This window comes from Parabacteroides sp. HGS0025 (assembly GCF_000969845.1).
Taxonomy (GTDB): domain Bacteria; phylum Bacteroidota; class Bacteroidia; order Bacteroidales; family Tannerellaceae; genus Parabacteroides; species Parabacteroides gordonii.
Genome location: NZ_KQ033903.1, coordinates 246,345 through 262,443, shown reverse-complemented (window position 1 = coordinate 262,443; position 16,099 = coordinate 246,345). Strand labels below are relative to the sequence as shown.

Annotated in this window: 10 protein-coding genes and 1 pseudogene; 4 read left to right on the top strand and 7 right to left on the bottom strand. The window is 46.0% G+C overall.

Annotated features, from left to right (window positions below; genetic code table 11):
* Positions 1–63: 63 nt before the first annotated feature.
* From HMPREF1212_RS18215 to HMPREF1212_RS18195, 5 genes are all read right to left on the bottom strand, one after another.
* The gene (locus tag HMPREF1212_RS18215; RefSeq protein WP_046150592.1) at positions 64–2,373 is read right to left on the bottom strand and encodes a TonB-dependent receptor; all 2,310 of its coding nucleotides are present in this window, start codon (positions 2,371–2,373) and stop codon (positions 64–66) included.
* 161 nt (positions 2,374–2,534) lie between these two features.
* Positions 2,535–2,885, bottom strand: a complete 351-nt coding sequence (locus HMPREF1212_RS18210; protein WP_028727253.1) for a hypothetical protein — start codon at positions 2,883–2,885, stop codon at positions 2,535–2,537.
* Between the two features lie 62 nt (positions 2,886–2,947).
* Positions 2,948–3,277 carry a DUF6686 family protein gene (locus tag HMPREF1212_RS18205; protein WP_044191867.1) on the bottom strand — a complete coding sequence of 110 codons (330 nt, stop codon included), beginning with the start codon at positions 3,275–3,277 and terminating at the stop codon, positions 2,948–2,950.
* A gap of 193 nt (positions 3,278–3,470) precedes the next feature.
* A complete protein-coding gene (eno, locus tag HMPREF1212_RS18200) occupies positions 3,471–4,751 on the bottom strand; it encodes a phosphopyruvate hydratase (RefSeq protein ID WP_028727251.1) in 1,281 nt (426 codons plus the stop codon).
* A gap of 123 nt (positions 4,752–4,874) precedes the next feature.
* Positions 4,875–5,252 carry a thioesterase family protein gene (locus HMPREF1212_RS18195; RefSeq protein ID WP_028727250.1) on the bottom strand — a complete coding sequence of 126 codons (378 nt, stop codon included), beginning with the start codon at positions 5,250–5,252 and terminating at the stop codon, positions 4,875–4,877.
* A 95-nt stretch (positions 5,253–5,347) separates the two neighbouring features.
* Between HMPREF1212_RS18195 and HMPREF1212_RS18190 the strand changes: the two genes are divergently transcribed.
* Together HMPREF1212_RS18190 and HMPREF1212_RS18185 are read left to right on the top strand one after the other, a co-directional pair.
* Complete coding sequence (locus HMPREF1212_RS18190; RefSeq protein ID WP_028727249.1) at positions 5,348–6,502, top strand: DUF362 domain-containing protein; 1,155 nt, start codon at positions 5,348–5,350, stop codon at positions 6,500–6,502.
* Positions 6,499–7,263: a DUF6599 family protein gene (locus tag HMPREF1212_RS18185; protein WP_046150591.1), complete on the top strand. Its 765-nt coding sequence runs from the start codon at positions 6,499–6,501 to the stop codon at positions 7,261–7,263. The genes HMPREF1212_RS18190 and HMPREF1212_RS18185 overlap by 4 nt, the downstream gene beginning before the upstream one ends.
* A 231-nt stretch (positions 7,264–7,494) precedes the next feature.
* On the opposite strand, the gene HMPREF1212_RS18180 is transcribed toward HMPREF1212_RS18185, so the two are convergent.
* Positions 7,495–11,532: a DUF6383 domain-containing protein gene (locus tag HMPREF1212_RS18180; RefSeq protein ID WP_046150590.1), complete on the bottom strand. Its 4,038-nt coding sequence runs from the start codon at positions 11,530–11,532 to the stop codon at positions 7,495–7,497.
* 1,452 nt (positions 11,533–12,984) lie between these two features.
* Here HMPREF1212_RS18180 and HMPREF1212_RS18175 point away from each other — a divergent pair.
* Positions 12,985–13,257 (top strand): hypothetical protein, encoded by a 273-nt coding sequence (locus HMPREF1212_RS18175; RefSeq protein ID WP_198293289.1) that lies wholly within the window; start codon positions 12,985–12,987, stop codon positions 13,255–13,257.
* A gap of 15 nt (positions 13,258–13,272) precedes the next feature.
* Positions 13,273–14,256, top strand: a pseudogene (locus HMPREF1212_RS18170) (IS4 family transposase); the annotation flags it as partial.
* A gap of 105 nt (positions 14,257–14,361) precedes the next feature.
* On the opposite strand, the gene HMPREF1212_RS18165 reads toward HMPREF1212_RS18170, so the two are convergent.
* A complete protein-coding gene (locus HMPREF1212_RS18165) occupies positions 14,362–16,092 on the bottom strand; it encodes an ABC transporter ATP-binding protein (RefSeq protein WP_046150587.1) in 1,731 nt (576 codons plus the stop codon).
* Between the last annotated feature and the right edge of the window lie 7 nt (positions 16,093–16,099).

Sequence of the window (16,099 nt, the reverse complement as noted above, 5' to 3'; positions counted from 1 at the left end):
AATTGTTTATTGAGAGAGAAACTAAAGATCCTGTAAGGACTTCCGGTTTCTCTCTCTTTTTATTTAGTAACTGATCTTGATCCCGGCGAAGTAACTTCTGGGTGTAGCCGGGCCGTAGATATAAGAGGAATCACGGTTCGGCCCCTGGTCGAAGTCGGACTGGTAAGCTTCGAAGATATTCTGCACGCCGGCATTTACTTCCAGCTTCATTTCTTTGTACAGGGGGATTTCGTAAGCCAGCTTTATGTTCATATCAAAGAAATCGGGTGTTTTGAAGGCCTTGTCTGCCGGAATATATCCTGCTAAATGCTGTACGAGCATACTGCCGGTATAGGTTCCTGACAGGGAGGCCGTGAAACGTTTGACCGGCGTTACTGTGGAGGTGAAATATCCGTAGGTATTAGGCGTACGGAACATTTTCTTTTCGGCAGGGATGTTTTCATCCTGGCTCCATTTCTCCGCTTCCTTATAATGGCTTCGTTGCAATGTGACTCCGGCCTGCAGGGATAGCCAAGAGGTGAGCACTGCTTTCCCTTCAAAGGTCAGTCCCATCACTTTGGCTCCCGAGCCGTTGCGCCGTTCTTTGATCAGGTTTTCCTGTTCGTCTTTCCCTATATCTTCCAACACGAATACATCGCTCAGGTTAGTGTAGAAACCTTCGGCCAGGAAGTTTACCTGGATGCCGTTTTTGAAACGGTGATAGAAGTCGACGGATGTGCTGTAACTCTGCGACTTTTCTTCCGAAAGGTCCTTCGCCCGTTGTATCATGGCAACCTCACCACCTACGGCGGAGATATGCATGTCTTCATCGAACGCTTGCGGGGCACGGAAACCGCTCGAATAACTGGCGCGTATATTGATATTCTCCGTCGGGTTGAACCGTACGTTGGCACGCGGACTGAATATCACATGATCGATCATATTATGTTTATCCAGGCGGCCGCCGATCAGGAAGCTCCACCGGGCATTCTTCCATTCATTTTGCAGGAAAGCACTTTCGATATGTACCTTCTGGTTGGTGAAACGGTTGTAACCTACCATTTCATCTTTCAGATGGTCGAAGTTATATTCCAGGCCGGCGGTCAGGTCTGACGGCATGAAAAGGAACTTATCGAAGCTGTAGGCATATTGGGTTCCGGTCATCCAGGTCAGGTCGGTTGTCTTGCCATAGGCGTTCGGGTCTTTACCTGTGCCATAATAGCTGTCGCGGTCGGTATTCTGGGCGGAGGTGAATACGCTGAGGCGGTGTTTGTAGTCGGTTGAGAAAAGGTCGAATTTCAGGCCGCCACCATCGATGGAGTGTTCCAGTTGTTCGGCAATATCCGCTTCATGGGGCGGACGGTCGAGCATGTTTCCGCCACGGCGGTATTCGTTCATGTGGTGATATTCGAAAGTCAGTTTGCTGTATGTGCCGGTCTTGACATAAGAACGGAAGCCGACTGTCTGGTTCTTCAGTTTCGGTAATTCCGTATAACCGTCCCCATCATGATCGTAACCGGAGCGGTGGCGGTTCTGGCCGAAGATATACATTCCGGCCTTCCCGTTTTCCGTAACCAGTGAAGCATTCAGTGTCGTATTATTGTCGAAAGCATCGCTTCCCCCGATCGAAGAAAGCGTGTGTGTCAGTTCACCTGAGTTACGGAGTGGTTCTTTTGTGATAATATTGATTGTCCCGGCAATGGCGGAAGAACCGAACAAGGCCGAACCGCCACCACGCATCACTTCCACCCGCTCAATCATGTTGGCAGGGATCTGTTCCAGTCCGTACACGCCCGACAGTGCACTGAAGATAGGGCGCGAGTCGATCAGTATCTGCGTATAAGGCCCGTCGAGCCCATTGATACGCACTTGCTGGAAACCGCAATTCTGGCAGTTTGTCTCCACCCGCACACCGGGCTGGAAGTTCAGACCCTGCGCCAGATTAACCGAACTGGTCGTATTAAATACTTTGGAGTCGATGACATTCACCAGTGTAGGAGCCAGGCGGCGCGACGTCTCACTCCGGTTGGCCGAAACGACCACCCCGTCCAGTGCGATGCGGTCTTCTTCCATCTCGACATTGATCTCCTGCGTTTTTCCTTTCTCCAGTTTGACTTCCCGGGTGACTGTCTTGTATCCCAGGTACTTGAACTTGAGGGTGAACTTGCCTTCCGGCAGGTTCTTCAGAAAATAATGGCCGGAGTTGTCGGTAGTCGTTCCGATGGTTGTCCCTTTCAGCATAACGGTAATAAAGGGGAGATGTTCACCGGTTTCCTTGTCCAATACATGCCCGAATACGTTAGCATCCGATGCGTTCATTTTCTCTTCTTCTGTGGCCCATGTAGTCGTAACGGCACAGCATAGGCATAGTATAAGTGTTATAATCTTATTCATATTGATTTGTTCTGATAAATAGGTAATATAATGACTGATGGTCAGGTACTTTCAAATATAAAGTACCCGATGTTCTATATTTCCGACCCAGGTCAAAAATATAAAAATAAGGGATGTTCCTATTAGTCGATAGGCATCCTTGTAATAAAAGTCTTTATTTATCAGGCTACAGGCGGAGCACGAAGAGACGGTTTCCCTTGTATGGGAACCAGATAATCCGGATAGACCGGATGGCAGGATACTTTGAATAATGCTGTCAGGAAAGCTGCCAGTAGTAAGGCTACAAAGGCAGCTCCGCTAATTTGGATAGTCGATAGTTGGTGAAGCAACTGGAATTCCGCATAACCATGTTCATGGTCGGGGCGTCCGTCGTCGGTTTTATGATAGGGGTGCGAATGGACAATCGTTACCCCGTTGACGATATGAACGTGGGTAAAAGCTATCAAACATCCCAGGTATGCGATAAACAACGCCGGGAGTGCAATCCGCAAATATTTCCTATACTTCTCCATCACCTTGTTGCAAAGATAGGTATATTATTGAAAGGGGCAATATGGAAGGTTGTTAAGACCCATTAATTCAAGGAATAGTTCTGTGCCAGATAAGGGCTTTTCTTCCCGTTTCGTTTGGCAGAGAGAAGTTCTTTCAGTTCCGCCAGTTCCATCTTGTTAAGGCAGAAATAGATGCTTTCGGATTGTACCTTTATACAGATCTTCCGGTTGGAAGCGAAATGCTGGTTACGCTGTTCGGACAAGTCGCCATCGATACTGTTCACGTAATTCCTGAAGCTGTGGAAGCCCGCTTCCGTGAAGCAAAAGAAGAAGTTACCGAATTCCAGGCTATACGTATTGCAACATTTGCAGAAGGTAAGCTGGCCGTTGAATGTCTTATTTATAATTGTCATAATGAATAGTTGGGATATACTGTTTATTCTATCTCCAAAGGTCTTCATTCTCCGGGAAATGCACAATCGCCATAAGAAGGTAAAATCACCTGTTCCCATTACCTATAAAAAGGTAAAAGCCTCTCCTCACGGAGAAGCTTTTATCTAAAAATTAGCTTTAGCTTGCAAATTAGCGATTATGATATTTGTTTAATTATTTCAATCTGTTGTAACCATATACCGCACGTTCGCCCAGTTCCTCTTCAATACGAAGCAGCTGGTTGTATTTAGCCATACGGTCGGAACGGCTCAATGAACCTGTCTTGATCTGTCCGCTGTTGGTGGCAACAGCGATGTCGGCGATGGTAGCATCTTCCGTTTCACCTGAACGGTGGGATGTTACGGTAGTGTAGCCGTGACGGTGCGCCATTTCGATAGCATTCAGTGTTTCTGTCAGCGAACCGATCTGGTTTACCTTGATCAGGATAGAGTTGGCACAGCCTTCCTGGATACCTTTGGAAAGGAAGTCGACGTTGGTTACGAACAAGTCGTCACCCACCAACTGGCAACGGTCGCCGATACGATCGGTCAGCTTCTTCCAGCCATCCCAGTCGTTTTCGTTCATACCGTCTTCGATAGAGTCGATCGGATAAGCGTCGATCAGTTTTTCCAGGTAATCCACCTGTTCGTCGGAAGTACGTTTAACGCCTTTGTCCCCTTCGAACTTAGTATAGTCGTAGATACCGTCTTTGTAGAACTCGGAAGCAGCACAGTCCATGCCGATCATGATGTCCTTGCCCGGTTCGTATCCGGCAGCCTTGATAGCGGCGAGGATCGAGTTGAGCGCATCTTCGGTACCTTCCAGTGCAGGGGCGAAACCACCTTCGTCACCGACAGCCGTACTCAGGCCGCGATCGTGCAATACCTTTTTCAGTGCGTGGAATACTTCGGCACCCATGCGCAAACCTTCCTTGAAAGAAGAAGCGCCCACCGGACGGATCATAAACTCCTGGAAAGCGATCGGTGCATCGCTATGTGAACCGCCATTGATGATATTCATCATCGGGACAGGCATCACATACGTGTTTGTTCCACCGATATATCTGTATAAAGGAATATCCAGATAGTTGGCAGCCGCTTTAGCAACAGCCAGCGAAACGCCGAGGATGGCATTGGCTCCGAGGTTTGATTTGGTCTTTGTACCGTCCAGCTTCAGCATAGCCTGGTCGATACCGACCTGGTCGAGTGCCGACATGCCGACAAGAGCCGGAGCGATTATTTTATTAACATTATCAACAGCTTTCTGTACCCCTTTACCGCAATAACGTTTCTTGTCACCGTCGCGCAATTCAAGCGCTTCATGTTCGCCGGTCGATGCGCCGGAAGGAACGGAAGCCCGTCCCATTACACCTGATTCCAATAAAATGTCTACTTCTACGGTAGGGTTACCTCTTGAGTCGAGGATTTCACGTCCTGTAATCTTTTCTATTTTCATTGTTTGTTCGTTTTTAAGACGAAGGCAAATGTAGAGAGATTTAACAGCATGTGAAATCACTATAAATGGGCATTTTAACCCGGCAAAATACCTATTTTCGGGTACAGGCGGGGGGAGAGGAGCTTACCGCTTCAGCTTCGCCAGGAACTTCTCCCGGTCGACGATATAACGGACGTGAGTACCTTCGCCGATCACCCCCTGGCTATCACTGGCTGTAACGGAGAAAGTAAGCTTTCTACCGTCCACTTCCTGCAGGGTGGCACAGGCGGTGATTGTTTCGCCCGGGGCGGATGGTTTGGTGTGCGTCACGTTGATGAGGGCACCGACGGTAGTCGATCCGGCAGGCAGCTCGTTGGCAACGGCATACATGGCGGCATTTTCCATCAGTGCAACCATCGACGGAGTTGCAAAAACTTCCAGATCGCCCGATCCCATTGTCTTTGCATAGTTTTCAGTCCGTACTGTTTCATGACTGATGAATTGTAATCCTTTTTCTAACATTTTGTGTTGGGTTATATTTATGATAGGGCAAAAGTAAAGGTTTTATAAATTGAAATCAATACCTTAGCATCCAAATAACTTAATAACTCAATACCATGCAAAGAAGAAACTTTTTCCGTTCGATAGCCCTCGGTGGAGTGAGCGCAGCTCTTTCCCCCATCGTCAAGGCCGCACCTCTGGCACATACCGCCAAGGAGAAGCCCGCAACCAACGTAAAGGATGCCCTCGCCATCCCCCGTAACCAGCACTCCATGCCCGGTCGTTACCCCGGCAAAGTAGCCCGTGCGACCCATCCCGGCTGCATCGTCGACGGCCAGCCATCCGAAGAAATCACTTACGGGATGCTGAAGAAATGTATGCAGCAGCTCACCGGACAGGATAACCTGCGGGAAGCCTGGCTGCAATTCGTCACCCCCGACGATGTGATCGGACTGAAAGTCAACCCCATTGCCGGTAAACTGCTGTCCACTTCACACGCCCTCACGCAATCCATCATCAACCAGCTTGAGGAAGCCGGCATTTCACGCGACCATATCATCATCTGGGATCGCCGCGAAGCCGACCTCAAAGAATCGGGCTTCACCCCCGAAAACTATCCCGGAATCCGGATCATCGGCACTGAGTATCAGGACGAGAACGGCAGCTACATCAACGCCGAAGGCCGCTTCTACGGCGAAGAACGCATCGACAAAGACCAATTCTTCTTCGTTGACCTCGAAGGCGAATATGACGCCTACACCATGCCCTTTATGATCAACGGCGGCAAACATTCCTACTTCACCCGGATATGCACCGAAATGGTCACCAAGATCATCAACGTCCCCATCCTGAAAAATGCCGGGACGACCATCACTTCCTGCATGAAGAACCTCGCTTTCGGTTCCATCACCAATACCGCCCGACTGCACGGCCCGATGTGGCACGACACCTGTGCTTCCGTTTGCGCCTTCCCACCCTTGCGCGACAAGGTGGTACTGAATATCACCGACGGCATGATCGGCTGTTTCGACGGTGGCCCCGCTGCCAACCCGCAGTTCATCTGCCATTATAATACGCTCCTTGTCGGTACCGACCCGGTGGCCGTCGACCGTATCGGCTATGACATGGTGATCGCCAAACGCATCGAAGAAGGCGTGCAGGAAGAAGAGAAAGCCGGCGCACGCACCTTCATGGATATGGCGCAGGAGTTCCAACTCGGCATCGCCGACAAAGACCGTATCGAACTAATCGAAATAGACCCGCAGGCATGAAACACATCACACAATGGCTCATCTTCCTGCTCCTTGTCCCGGCTCTGCTGACGGCGCAGGAAGTGGAAGTAAAGCGCGAACGCACGTTTACCGGTTCCGGCCTCTACGGTTTTATGAATGGGGGAGCGGAGCAGTTCCTCGAATACGGTGTCAGCCGGTTGGTTGCCCGCGATGTCGTCTACGAAGGGCAGGAATATACCATCGAAATCTACGATATGCCCACGCCCGAAGACGCGTTCGGTATCTATTCCCTTCACGTGTTCCGCTGTCAGCGGGCGGATACCCTGGGATGCATCGATTGCCTGTCGCCCTACCAGTTGCAGGCTGTGGCCGGAAATAAGTATGTGTCGGTGGTCTTCCCTTCCGGTTCGGCTGCCGTCCGGAGCCGGGTGGACGAGCTGATCCGCCACTATCTGCCGATGGATGGGAACGATAACCCGCAGATACCGGAGCTATTGGCTGCTCTTTCCCCTTATTCCGGTAAGCTGAAATTCCTGCGTGGCCCGATAGGTATATCCGGTGTGAGCACTTCGTTGATGCATTATCTGGAAGGTATCTCCTATACGGGTGTCTGGTTCATCGCCGATAAACCTTCGAAAAGTTACCGTGCCCTGGTCTGTCTACGGGAAAAGGGCGATACGGAAGCCTTAAAAAAGAAAATTCCTGCCACCGATATTATTCAAAGTGGCGACGATTTTGTCTATCTCACAGGGAAAGAAAAGGAAGCTGAGGAGGACGATCATGGTGGGTTCGGATTTTAACAGATATAGCAAATAGTTCACTTTTTCCTACAACGAAGCCCCGACGGACGAATCCACCGGGGCTTGTTTTTGTCTGTTTTTGCTCTTCACAGAGGTTGAACAGAAGAACTTTATTTCATTACTTTAGTATTAATACTGACCGCTTGTTCGCCCTCACGGGGTAGTTGGTTGATTCTTGTCCGATATCACCGCGCAGTCAAATTTAAATTTATTGATTATAAATAGTTTCTATTATTTTACGATTGCCTTTACAGCAGCTTCGCCTTCTACGGCTACTACAACTACACCGGCAGGTACAGTAATTTCAGCCTTATCAGAAGAGATTACTGTGCTGGCAACTGTCTGGCCAAGAACGTTGCTGATAGTAACTTTCTTACCTTGAGCACCATTGATGATAACTTTTCCTTCCTGAGCAATTACGCTGATAGAAGAAGTTGTGATATCTTCGTTAGCAACCGGATCACGATGTACATTTTCTGAGATACCGAATACATCACCATTTTCATAACCTGAAGTTACTACTACTGTACCGTTGATCCATTTCAGGTAACCTTCGTTAGTTACAAGACCTGCATTATCTGCATAGTAATCAGCCATATCTTTCGGATCGATGTCAGAGTCGCCCAGATATTCTTTGTACTGAGTCTGGATCTTGAATGTCTTAGCATCGTTATCTACATAACGGAAGGCAAACTTAGCCACATTGAATTCAGGAGAATCCATAGCGATCTTGGCTACTTCACCACCTTTACGAGTCACATACAATGTATCGTCTGCATGGAAACCTTCTACGAATGACAGTTTTGCACGATCTTCACCAGCTTCGATCTCGTTGATATACGGATTGTTGTGCAGGTGAGTTACACCGTAAACATTAGCAGTATCGATCAGGTTGATCAGGAAACGACCGTAAACAGCTCTGTGTTCTTTTGCGTCAGCACAAGGGCCACCGTTTTCTGCACGCCATTCGTCAGTATTGTGTTCCGGATTGTAAGGACAGAAGAAAGATTTTTCTTTATCCACGTTTACAGCCAACAAGTACTGGTAGCAAGTGTTTGCTTCGCCATCGATTGTACGGTTGATATAAGCAGTATCGGCAAAGATAGCCGGGTTTACACTGAACTGATTGATATTATCGATGTTTAGGAAACTCAAAGTATCTTTATCTACAATAGACTTAGCATCACGTTTTTCATGCAATACCTGAGCATTGTTTTCTTCACGATACAGGCTGATTGTATCACCCCATTCTACGGCGATCTTGTGGTATTCAGGAGATTCAGCTTTTTCAACTACCATCAGAGAGTTGTTGTCCTCTGCATAAGCTTTCATTTTCTTCAAAGAACCCTTATCTGCACTGTTTGCTACATAAAGTTTGTTGTCTTCCAACTTAGTAGGAACAACATTATCCGGGTCTGTTGCATCTTCCATCGCAATAGTTACGAAATTGTAAGTATTGTTCGGTTTCATCTTCAAGGCAAAACGAGTAGCATCTGCATAGTCATTTTCGCTATTATCCTTGTTTTCCGGATCGCAAGCATAGAATTCCAACTTAGTTCCATCGTTGAAATAAACGAATTCGCTGTTTGAGGCATTCTGGAATGTGTACGGAAGGATTGCTAATTTAGATTTTGTCTTTTTCTTAGCATCCGTTACTTTCTTACCGTCAGAATCCAATGTCAAGAATACTGTTTCTACAAATACTGTATCGACTTCAGTGTACTTGCTATTGTCATCTTCTTTCATTGCGAAACGCAGGTTCCATTTCTGGGCGCTTTCTTTTTCAGCAGTCATACCGATCTGGTGACTTGCCTTGTCAGTATGATTTTCTACATAGTAAGCAGTACTGTTTCCGGCTACACCATGATACTGACCCAGATAGAACTTCTCATTTCTCAGAGCGTTTTCTGTTGTCTGCATATAACCGTCGAACATATCGACATCTTTCAATGCAGTCTTAGTCAGGATAACAATATCAGAAGGATCATTCGTTCTGTTGATATTTGTACTAGCAGCTGCAGTCATTTCAAACTTATCACCTGCAATCTGACGCAATTGAACATTGGCGAGCTGAATGCCATTTTCACGGTTCTTTAATGTAAATGTGTTTTGATCTAAATCAGCATCTACAATAGCCCACTGTGCTTCAGGTAATTCTGTGCTTGTTACAGTTGTGTAATCGGCTTCTCCTACAGGTGCAGCTGTTGCACTATTACGAACTACAGCCAGGATACCACCAAATTTATATTCTTCATTGTTATCTTTTGCATTCGCTTTTGTATCTGCATAAGTGAAGCTCAGGAACTGACCTACCAATTCTTTTACAGGATATACGTTGCTTGCAGCAAGTTTGATGTATGGCAACTTTGTATCAGATGTTACTGTTGATATAGTAGTCAGGATATATTCATCGTCTACACGCAAAACATAAACTGAACCATAAACAGAAGAACCATTATTCATAACCTTCAGTTCTCCAACCATATCAGTTGACGGATCGTTCAGGCTATAAGTGAATTGGAAATATGATTTATAGTCCTTATCACCAGCTTGATCTTTTTCAAATGCTTTCTTTGTAACCCATTTGAAAGTACCGTTTACACCGGATTTATCGTTTTCACCCACAACAGCTTTTGTATCCAATACCAAGATATTAGATTTATCATCCGGAGTTGCTTTATCCCACAACTGAACTGTTACATCGGTTGCATTAGTAGCTACCGCATACATCTTATGTCCATTGAACATATCTGCACCTTCGATAGTTTCTTTACCATCTTTGGTCTTCTTTAAAGTTACTTCGAAGCCAGGATTAAGAATATCGTTCAACTGCTTTTTAGTCTGAGCAGCTACAGGAGCTTTGTAGAAAGAGATAGCTGCTTTTGCAGAACCGGTAACTGTTCCATTTGCACTAACAGCTGTACCTTCGTGAGTCAATGTGAATGCACCTGCATATTTGGCATCGGCAACAAACTGAGCTGTACCGTTAGCAACACCTAACCATTTAATAGCTTTTTGACTTGCATCAGTTGCCAGGCTAGTAAATGTATAACGATAAATTCTATCATTATCGTTCTGTTCGCTTACTTTCCACAAGAAACTTTCATAATCAGCAGCAGAAAAAGCGGCTACAGAAGCAGCTCCACTAGCAGAACCAGCTTTCAGGAACTTAACAGAACCATCACTTTGAGCAACTCTGATCAGACAATAATCAGAAGGAATTGATGTAAGCAAATCATAAGTACCGCCAATGATAACGCCATCAGCTACATTTTTTGTTCCAATTGTTACATTCTCTGCAAGAGAAGTTACTGTAGAAGACACAGACAGTGATGCACCGGTTAATACAACAGAAGTACCTTTTGTCAATGTAGCAACACCACCAGTAAGAGTAAAAGTGGCAGCATTAGCTACCGGAGCTACCGTATAACTCGGAGTTGAAGCTCTAAAACTACTTTCTGTCAATGCAACTGTTTTACCAGCCAGCTCTGAGGCTACAGAAATCAATTTACCATTAACCAACTTCCAAGAAGCACTTAATGATTGTGATGCATTAGGAACTGATGAAATCTGATCTTCAGCCTTTGTAACCAATACATAATCACCATCATCATTAGTTGTTACTGAAAGATAGTTGGTTCCATCATTAAAGTAGAAAGGAGCACCAACTGTTGTTGCTGTGATAGAAGTAACAGCACCGTTTTCATCAAAAGCTACGTTATCCAAACCGGGAAGGCCCTGGTAAGCATCTTCACTGTAAACGGCGAATTTAGCAGCATAGGAACCATTGTCAACAGCAGTAACAAGCGCTGATGTTGCATCAAGCTTTAACTCTTTGTTTTGCAGATCAGTATTCGCATAATCTCCTAAAACAGCAATATCACCATCTACATTAATAATAAATGGAACTTTTGTGCGAGTGTTAGAAGTCGCAGTCTCTGCAGTCTCAAATGTCAATGTTGCCCCAGAAGCGGCCGCTGTGATATACTTTTCACTTGCCCCTTTCAAATAAAAAGCACTTTTACCTGAATATTCAGCATCTGCGCTCTCCATAACCCAAGTGGCAGTAGAAGATTCCACAGTCTGATTATTAGCCATATTTGCATTACCGGCTAACAATAAAATAGCACTTCCATCTCCCAAAGCACTTCCAATAACATACGACCCTCCGATTACAGGCTTGGTTACCTCAACCACCTTTGCATCCAGTGTCGTCCAAGCACCGGCTGCCAGAAAGACAGCCACAAGTGTAGAAAACTTTTTGTTCATAATCTTAAAAAATTAATTGTTTATAAATAGGGATTAAAAATCCAACAACTAATTTTACGAAGGGTGAGAACACCCCCGCGAATGATTATGAACGGGCATAAAAAAACGCGAGCATGTTGTCTATTATTTATCATAAGGCATCTGGAAAAGCCCGCACAACAATAATAGAACAACAGCCCGCGCCTATACGATATAATAACAATCCTCCCATAAAAATGGTAGATGAACTTATACGTAATCAGCGCAAGCATTTACTGTCCATTATTCCGTTGTGCTAAAAATTTTCCAGATTTTTATGATAGGAATAATCTTCGTAAAATACTTACAATAATATGTAATTGAAACCGTGTATCGCGAGCCGCTGCCCGCTACGGAATCGTTGCAAAGGTAAAGAGGTTTTCCGAATCAACAAGGGAAAACACCCATAATTTTCCGAAATAGGAGTATTATCGGACGAAACAACACGATTTATGCAACGTATTACCCGGTTTGGCGAATAAACACCACCTACTTACAGTCAAACCAAAATCAGGATGAGACAGAATATCAAAATGATATATCAAGTGGTCGTAGAAGGTGCTGTATGATATTATGACAGAGCGGTCGCTTTTTATACAAACGTCGAAGGGTTCGGTAATATCAGATTAATCTCAATAGCCATAATATTATGTCATAATAGAGGGATCGAATGATATATTGGAAGTTTTTTTCTGAAATAAAAGAGAATGGTTGAAAATAATGATATTTCAATTATGTGTTGTTTTGGGATTGTTCTGGAAAAATAAACTGCTAAAAAACATAAGATTCTGAGTAAAAAGAGCCGCCTGGAAATACTGCATTAACTTATATTTACACTAATTTCAGTTAAAACAAACCACCATCTCGTTTTAAACGAATAATAAACTCGTTTAAAACGAGATGAAATTTGCTTGTAGCTGAACTGAGAATGGCATTGGAAGAAAGAATATTGTTAATTATTGTAATATGTATTCCTCCGGAAGACAACTTTTGCAGGATATACACGTTGCATAAAAGCTTATTCATGCATCATTTTGAAGCATTATTGCGCTATTATAAATCTTTTTGTAAAAACGCAAAGAGCTGTTTGGATATTGCATTTTGCTTCACTATTTGCCAGTTTTGAACTATCCCATATCAAAGTGACTTGGCTATTACAGGTTTATTTGCCGTCTGCTTCAGCTCAATGTCATTAAGTTAAACGATAAGTCCCTTATAGCCTTGTGTTTCATGATAATGATGATAAGCTTTATAAGGAAGTGGAAGTTCAATAAAGTTGAATGGATAATAATTTTTTTCGGGAAGAAAAAAACGGAAAAACCATTGGATTGAAAACGGAAAAACCGTTTTTTTATAGTTGAATCAAAAAACAAGCCAATGGTTTCCGCAAATATAGAAATAATAAACGATTTGAATGAGTTTTTTCAAAAGACAATGAGTGATAAAGAGACAAAAATGCAATACGTAAACAAGGTGACCGATTTCACGCGTAAACGTAGTTTATCTTTTTCGAATATGGTCACGTTGCATATCAATCTATTAAAAAGGAGTTTAAGCGTAGAACTAGAGAGCTTCTTCTCCCATATCGGCTCCTCGACCGTGACCAAGTCAGCCTTTTGCCAACAGCGAAGGAAGTTGAAGCCTGTCTTTTTCTGTGGCTGGAATGACGCACTGACATCCTCCTATTATCGGAATGCCCAGGGGTAAGAGAGGAGGTGGCGAGGGTTTAGGGTATTCGCCATTGATGGAACAAAACTGTCATTACCAAATACGCCGGCCTTGAGGCAGCATTTTGGATACAGCACCAACCAATATGGGACAAAATCGGCCACGGCCCGTGCCTCAGTTCTCTATGACGTATTGAACAAGCTGGTGGTTAAAAGTAAGTTATGCCCACTCAAAGAGGCCGAGCGTACCACTGCGTGCGACCTGATCTCTTTCTTGGATAAGGAAGACTTGTTACTACTGGACCGCGGATATCCATCCTTCATGTTGTTCTATTTGCTGATAAACAAGCAGGACTGTCACTTCGTGATGCGTGCCCAGGCAAACTTCAGCAAAGTAGTTGACGAGTTCCGCTCCTCTGGTAAGAAAGATGAAATAGTCACCCTCCGAGCCACTTATAAGGCGATCAAGGGTTTAAGGAATCAAGGCGTGGAAATTCCACCGGAGACAGAGATCAAGGTTCGCCTGGTCAGGATACGGCTGGATGATGGCCAGGACGAGATATTGATAACGAATCTCTATGAGACAAAAGCATATACACTTCCGATACTGAAGGAGCTCTATTTCTTGCGTTGGCCAGTGGAGACCACCTATGGCTATCTCAAAAATGAGCTACAGATAGAGTGTTTCAGCGGGATCAACCCTATTAGCATAGAGCAGGATTTCTATGCTAATATATTTGTGTTCAACCTTCAAGCGGTTATAGAAAAGGGTTGTGAGGAATATCTGCAAGCCGTTAACCGGCAAAGAACAATTAAGTATAAGATCAACAAAAACGTATGCTGGGCCCTGATGAAAGGGAGGGTCATCGATTTATTTCTCCATGCTGAACAAGCTTGTCGCTTGTTGGAGGAATTGACTTCCTTGTTCGAAAGGTATTTGGAACCTGTCAGGCCAGGCAGAAAATATCTACGAACAAGGAAATCAATTAAACTTCTAGGCAAGTACGTGACCCTTACTAATTATAAAAGAGCGGTCTAGGGCTTAACTTAATGACATTGAGCTGAAGCAGACGGCAAAAAAAACTGTAACTAGGCTTGCCTTATTGATAACAGATAGCCTATGGACAGATTGACTCAAATCTTTCTATACTTTCCACCCCACCGTTTTTTCCTGGATGCTCCATAACTTATGGTACAATCCATTTTTGGCTAGCAGTTCATCGTGGGTGCCCTGTTCTGCGATGTTTCCGTCTTCCATGACGATGATGTTGTCTGCGTTTTTGATTGTTTTTAAACGGTGGGCTATAACGATGACCGTTCGTCCGGCTATCAGGGTGTTGATGGCTTTCTGCACTTCCACCTCATTTTCCGGATCGAGCGAAGCAGTCGCTTCATCGAGCAATACGATCGGGGCTTCTTTCAGGATGGCACGGGCAATCGAGATACGCTGCTTCTCGCCACCGGACAAGGTGCAACCACCTTCACCCACCATCGTGTCGTACCCGTTCGGCAGGCGCGTGATGAAATCGTGGCAACACGCTTTGCGGGCGGCTGCTTCTATCTCCTCATCCGTCGCATCCGATTTGCCGAAGCGGATATTGTTCTTTATCGTGTCCTGAAACAAATACACATCCTGGAATACCATCGAGATATAGCGCATCAGCGACTCCGGTTCCAACTCTTTCATATCCTGCCCGTTCAGCATCACTTTCCCGTGCTGCGGATCATAGAAACGGGCGCACAGCTTCATCAACGTACTTTTCCCGCTCCCGGAAGGGCCGACCAACGCAGTCAGCGATCCTCTCTTCATCGTGAGGGACACGCTATGCAATATCTCCTTCTTTCCGTACCCGAACGAGACCTCTTCGAACGTGATATCCCCATGCGTGGGACTCGTTTTCCGGCCTGTCATTTCCGGCTCTTTCATCAGGCTGAGGATACGCCCCCCGGCAATGGAAAAGTAGCGGAATTCCGCGAAATTAGTCAGTGCCGATGTCAGCGGATCGAACACACGGGAACCGACGATCAGGAACATGACGAAGGTCAGCAACGTCAGCTCCCCGCCGACCAACAGATACGCGCCGCAAAGGATCATCAGCGTCAGCCCGGCACGTACCAGCGTGATAGACAGCAGGATGAACGGCCCCATCAGTGCTTCCAGCCGCATGCTTGCCCGGCGAAGGTCGGCAAAGGCTTTCCGCAGACGCTCGAACTTACCGCCCAGCAGGTTATAGGCTTTGATAACGCGGATCCCTTGCAGGTATTCTTCCAGGCGGCTGCCCGCATTTACTTTGGCTTCGATCTGCTTCCGGCTCAGGCTGTACTGTATCCGGGTACTACCCGTCAGCACCAGGATAGCCAGCGGAAGTGCGATGAACATGGCTACCGACATGCGCCAGTCGATCCACAGCAGGCCGAAGAAAGCAAGCACGGGCATCGCCAATGCGCCCATCAGCTGCGGAAGGTGGTGGGAGATACCCGTTTCAGCCAGCGTAAAGTCGCTGATCATCATACTGGCAAGGTCGCCCGGATCGTGCCGGAAAAGGGAGCCCAGGGGCAGGCGGCGCAGATGTTCGGCAAGGCGTATCCGGCCGTCGGCACTCATTTCGTAAGCGCCGCGAAAGTTGTGCCGGTACGATAGCCGTTCGGCAACGGCCATCACGAGCATATAGGCTACCAGGATGCCGAAGATGACCCAAAGGCGGGTCGTGTCGAGTCCGCTGCCGCTGCCGTCGAAGGCTTTGAAGATGATGTTCACTGCTTCTATCGAAAGCATGAAAGGTACGATATTGACCAGGTTGGCGAGGATGGTGAAGCCGACCGGTTTCCTGAGTCGTTCCGTGTGGCCGATCGTTATGTTTTGAAGTGCATTCATTCTTGTT

What these genes read in the sequence shown, in the direction of transcription:
- HMPREF1212_RS18215 (WP_046150592.1), bottom strand. Translation starts at nt 2,373, where the DNA reads ATGAATAAGATTATAACACTTATACTATGCCTATGCTGTGCCGTTACG.
- HMPREF1212_RS18210 (WP_028727253.1), bottom strand. Translation starts at nt 2,885, where the DNA reads ATGGAGAAGTATAGGAAATATTTGCGGATTGCACTCCCGGCGTTGTTT.
- HMPREF1212_RS18205 (WP_044191867.1), bottom strand. Translation starts at nt 3,277, where the DNA reads ATGACAATTATAAATAAGACATTCAACGGCCAGCTTACCTTCTGCAAA.
- eno (WP_028727251.1), bottom strand. Translation starts at nt 4,751, where the DNA reads ATGAAAATAGAAAAGATTACAGGACGTGAAATCCTCGACTCAAGAGGT.
- HMPREF1212_RS18195 (WP_028727250.1), bottom strand. Translation starts at nt 5,252, where the DNA reads ATGTTAGAAAAAGGATTACAATTCATCAGTCATGAAACAGTACGGACT.
- HMPREF1212_RS18190 (WP_028727249.1), top strand. Translation starts at nt 5,348, where the DNA reads ATGCAAAGAAGAAACTTTTTCCGTTCGATAGCCCTCGGTGGAGTGAGC.
- HMPREF1212_RS18185 (WP_046150591.1), top strand. Translation starts at nt 6,499, where the DNA reads ATGAAACACATCACACAATGGCTCATCTTCCTGCTCCTTGTCCCGGCT.
- HMPREF1212_RS18180 (WP_046150590.1), bottom strand. Translation starts at nt 11,532, where the DNA reads ATGAACAAAAAGTTTTCTACACTTGTGGCTGTCTTTCTGGCAGCCGGT.
- HMPREF1212_RS18175 (WP_198293289.1), top strand. Translation starts at nt 12,985, where the DNA reads ATGAGTGATAAAGAGACAAAAATGCAATACGTAAACAAGGTGACCGAT.
- HMPREF1212_RS18165 (WP_046150587.1), bottom strand. Translation starts at nt 16,092, where the DNA reads ATGAATGCACTTCAAAACATAACGATCGGCCACACGGAACGACTCAGG.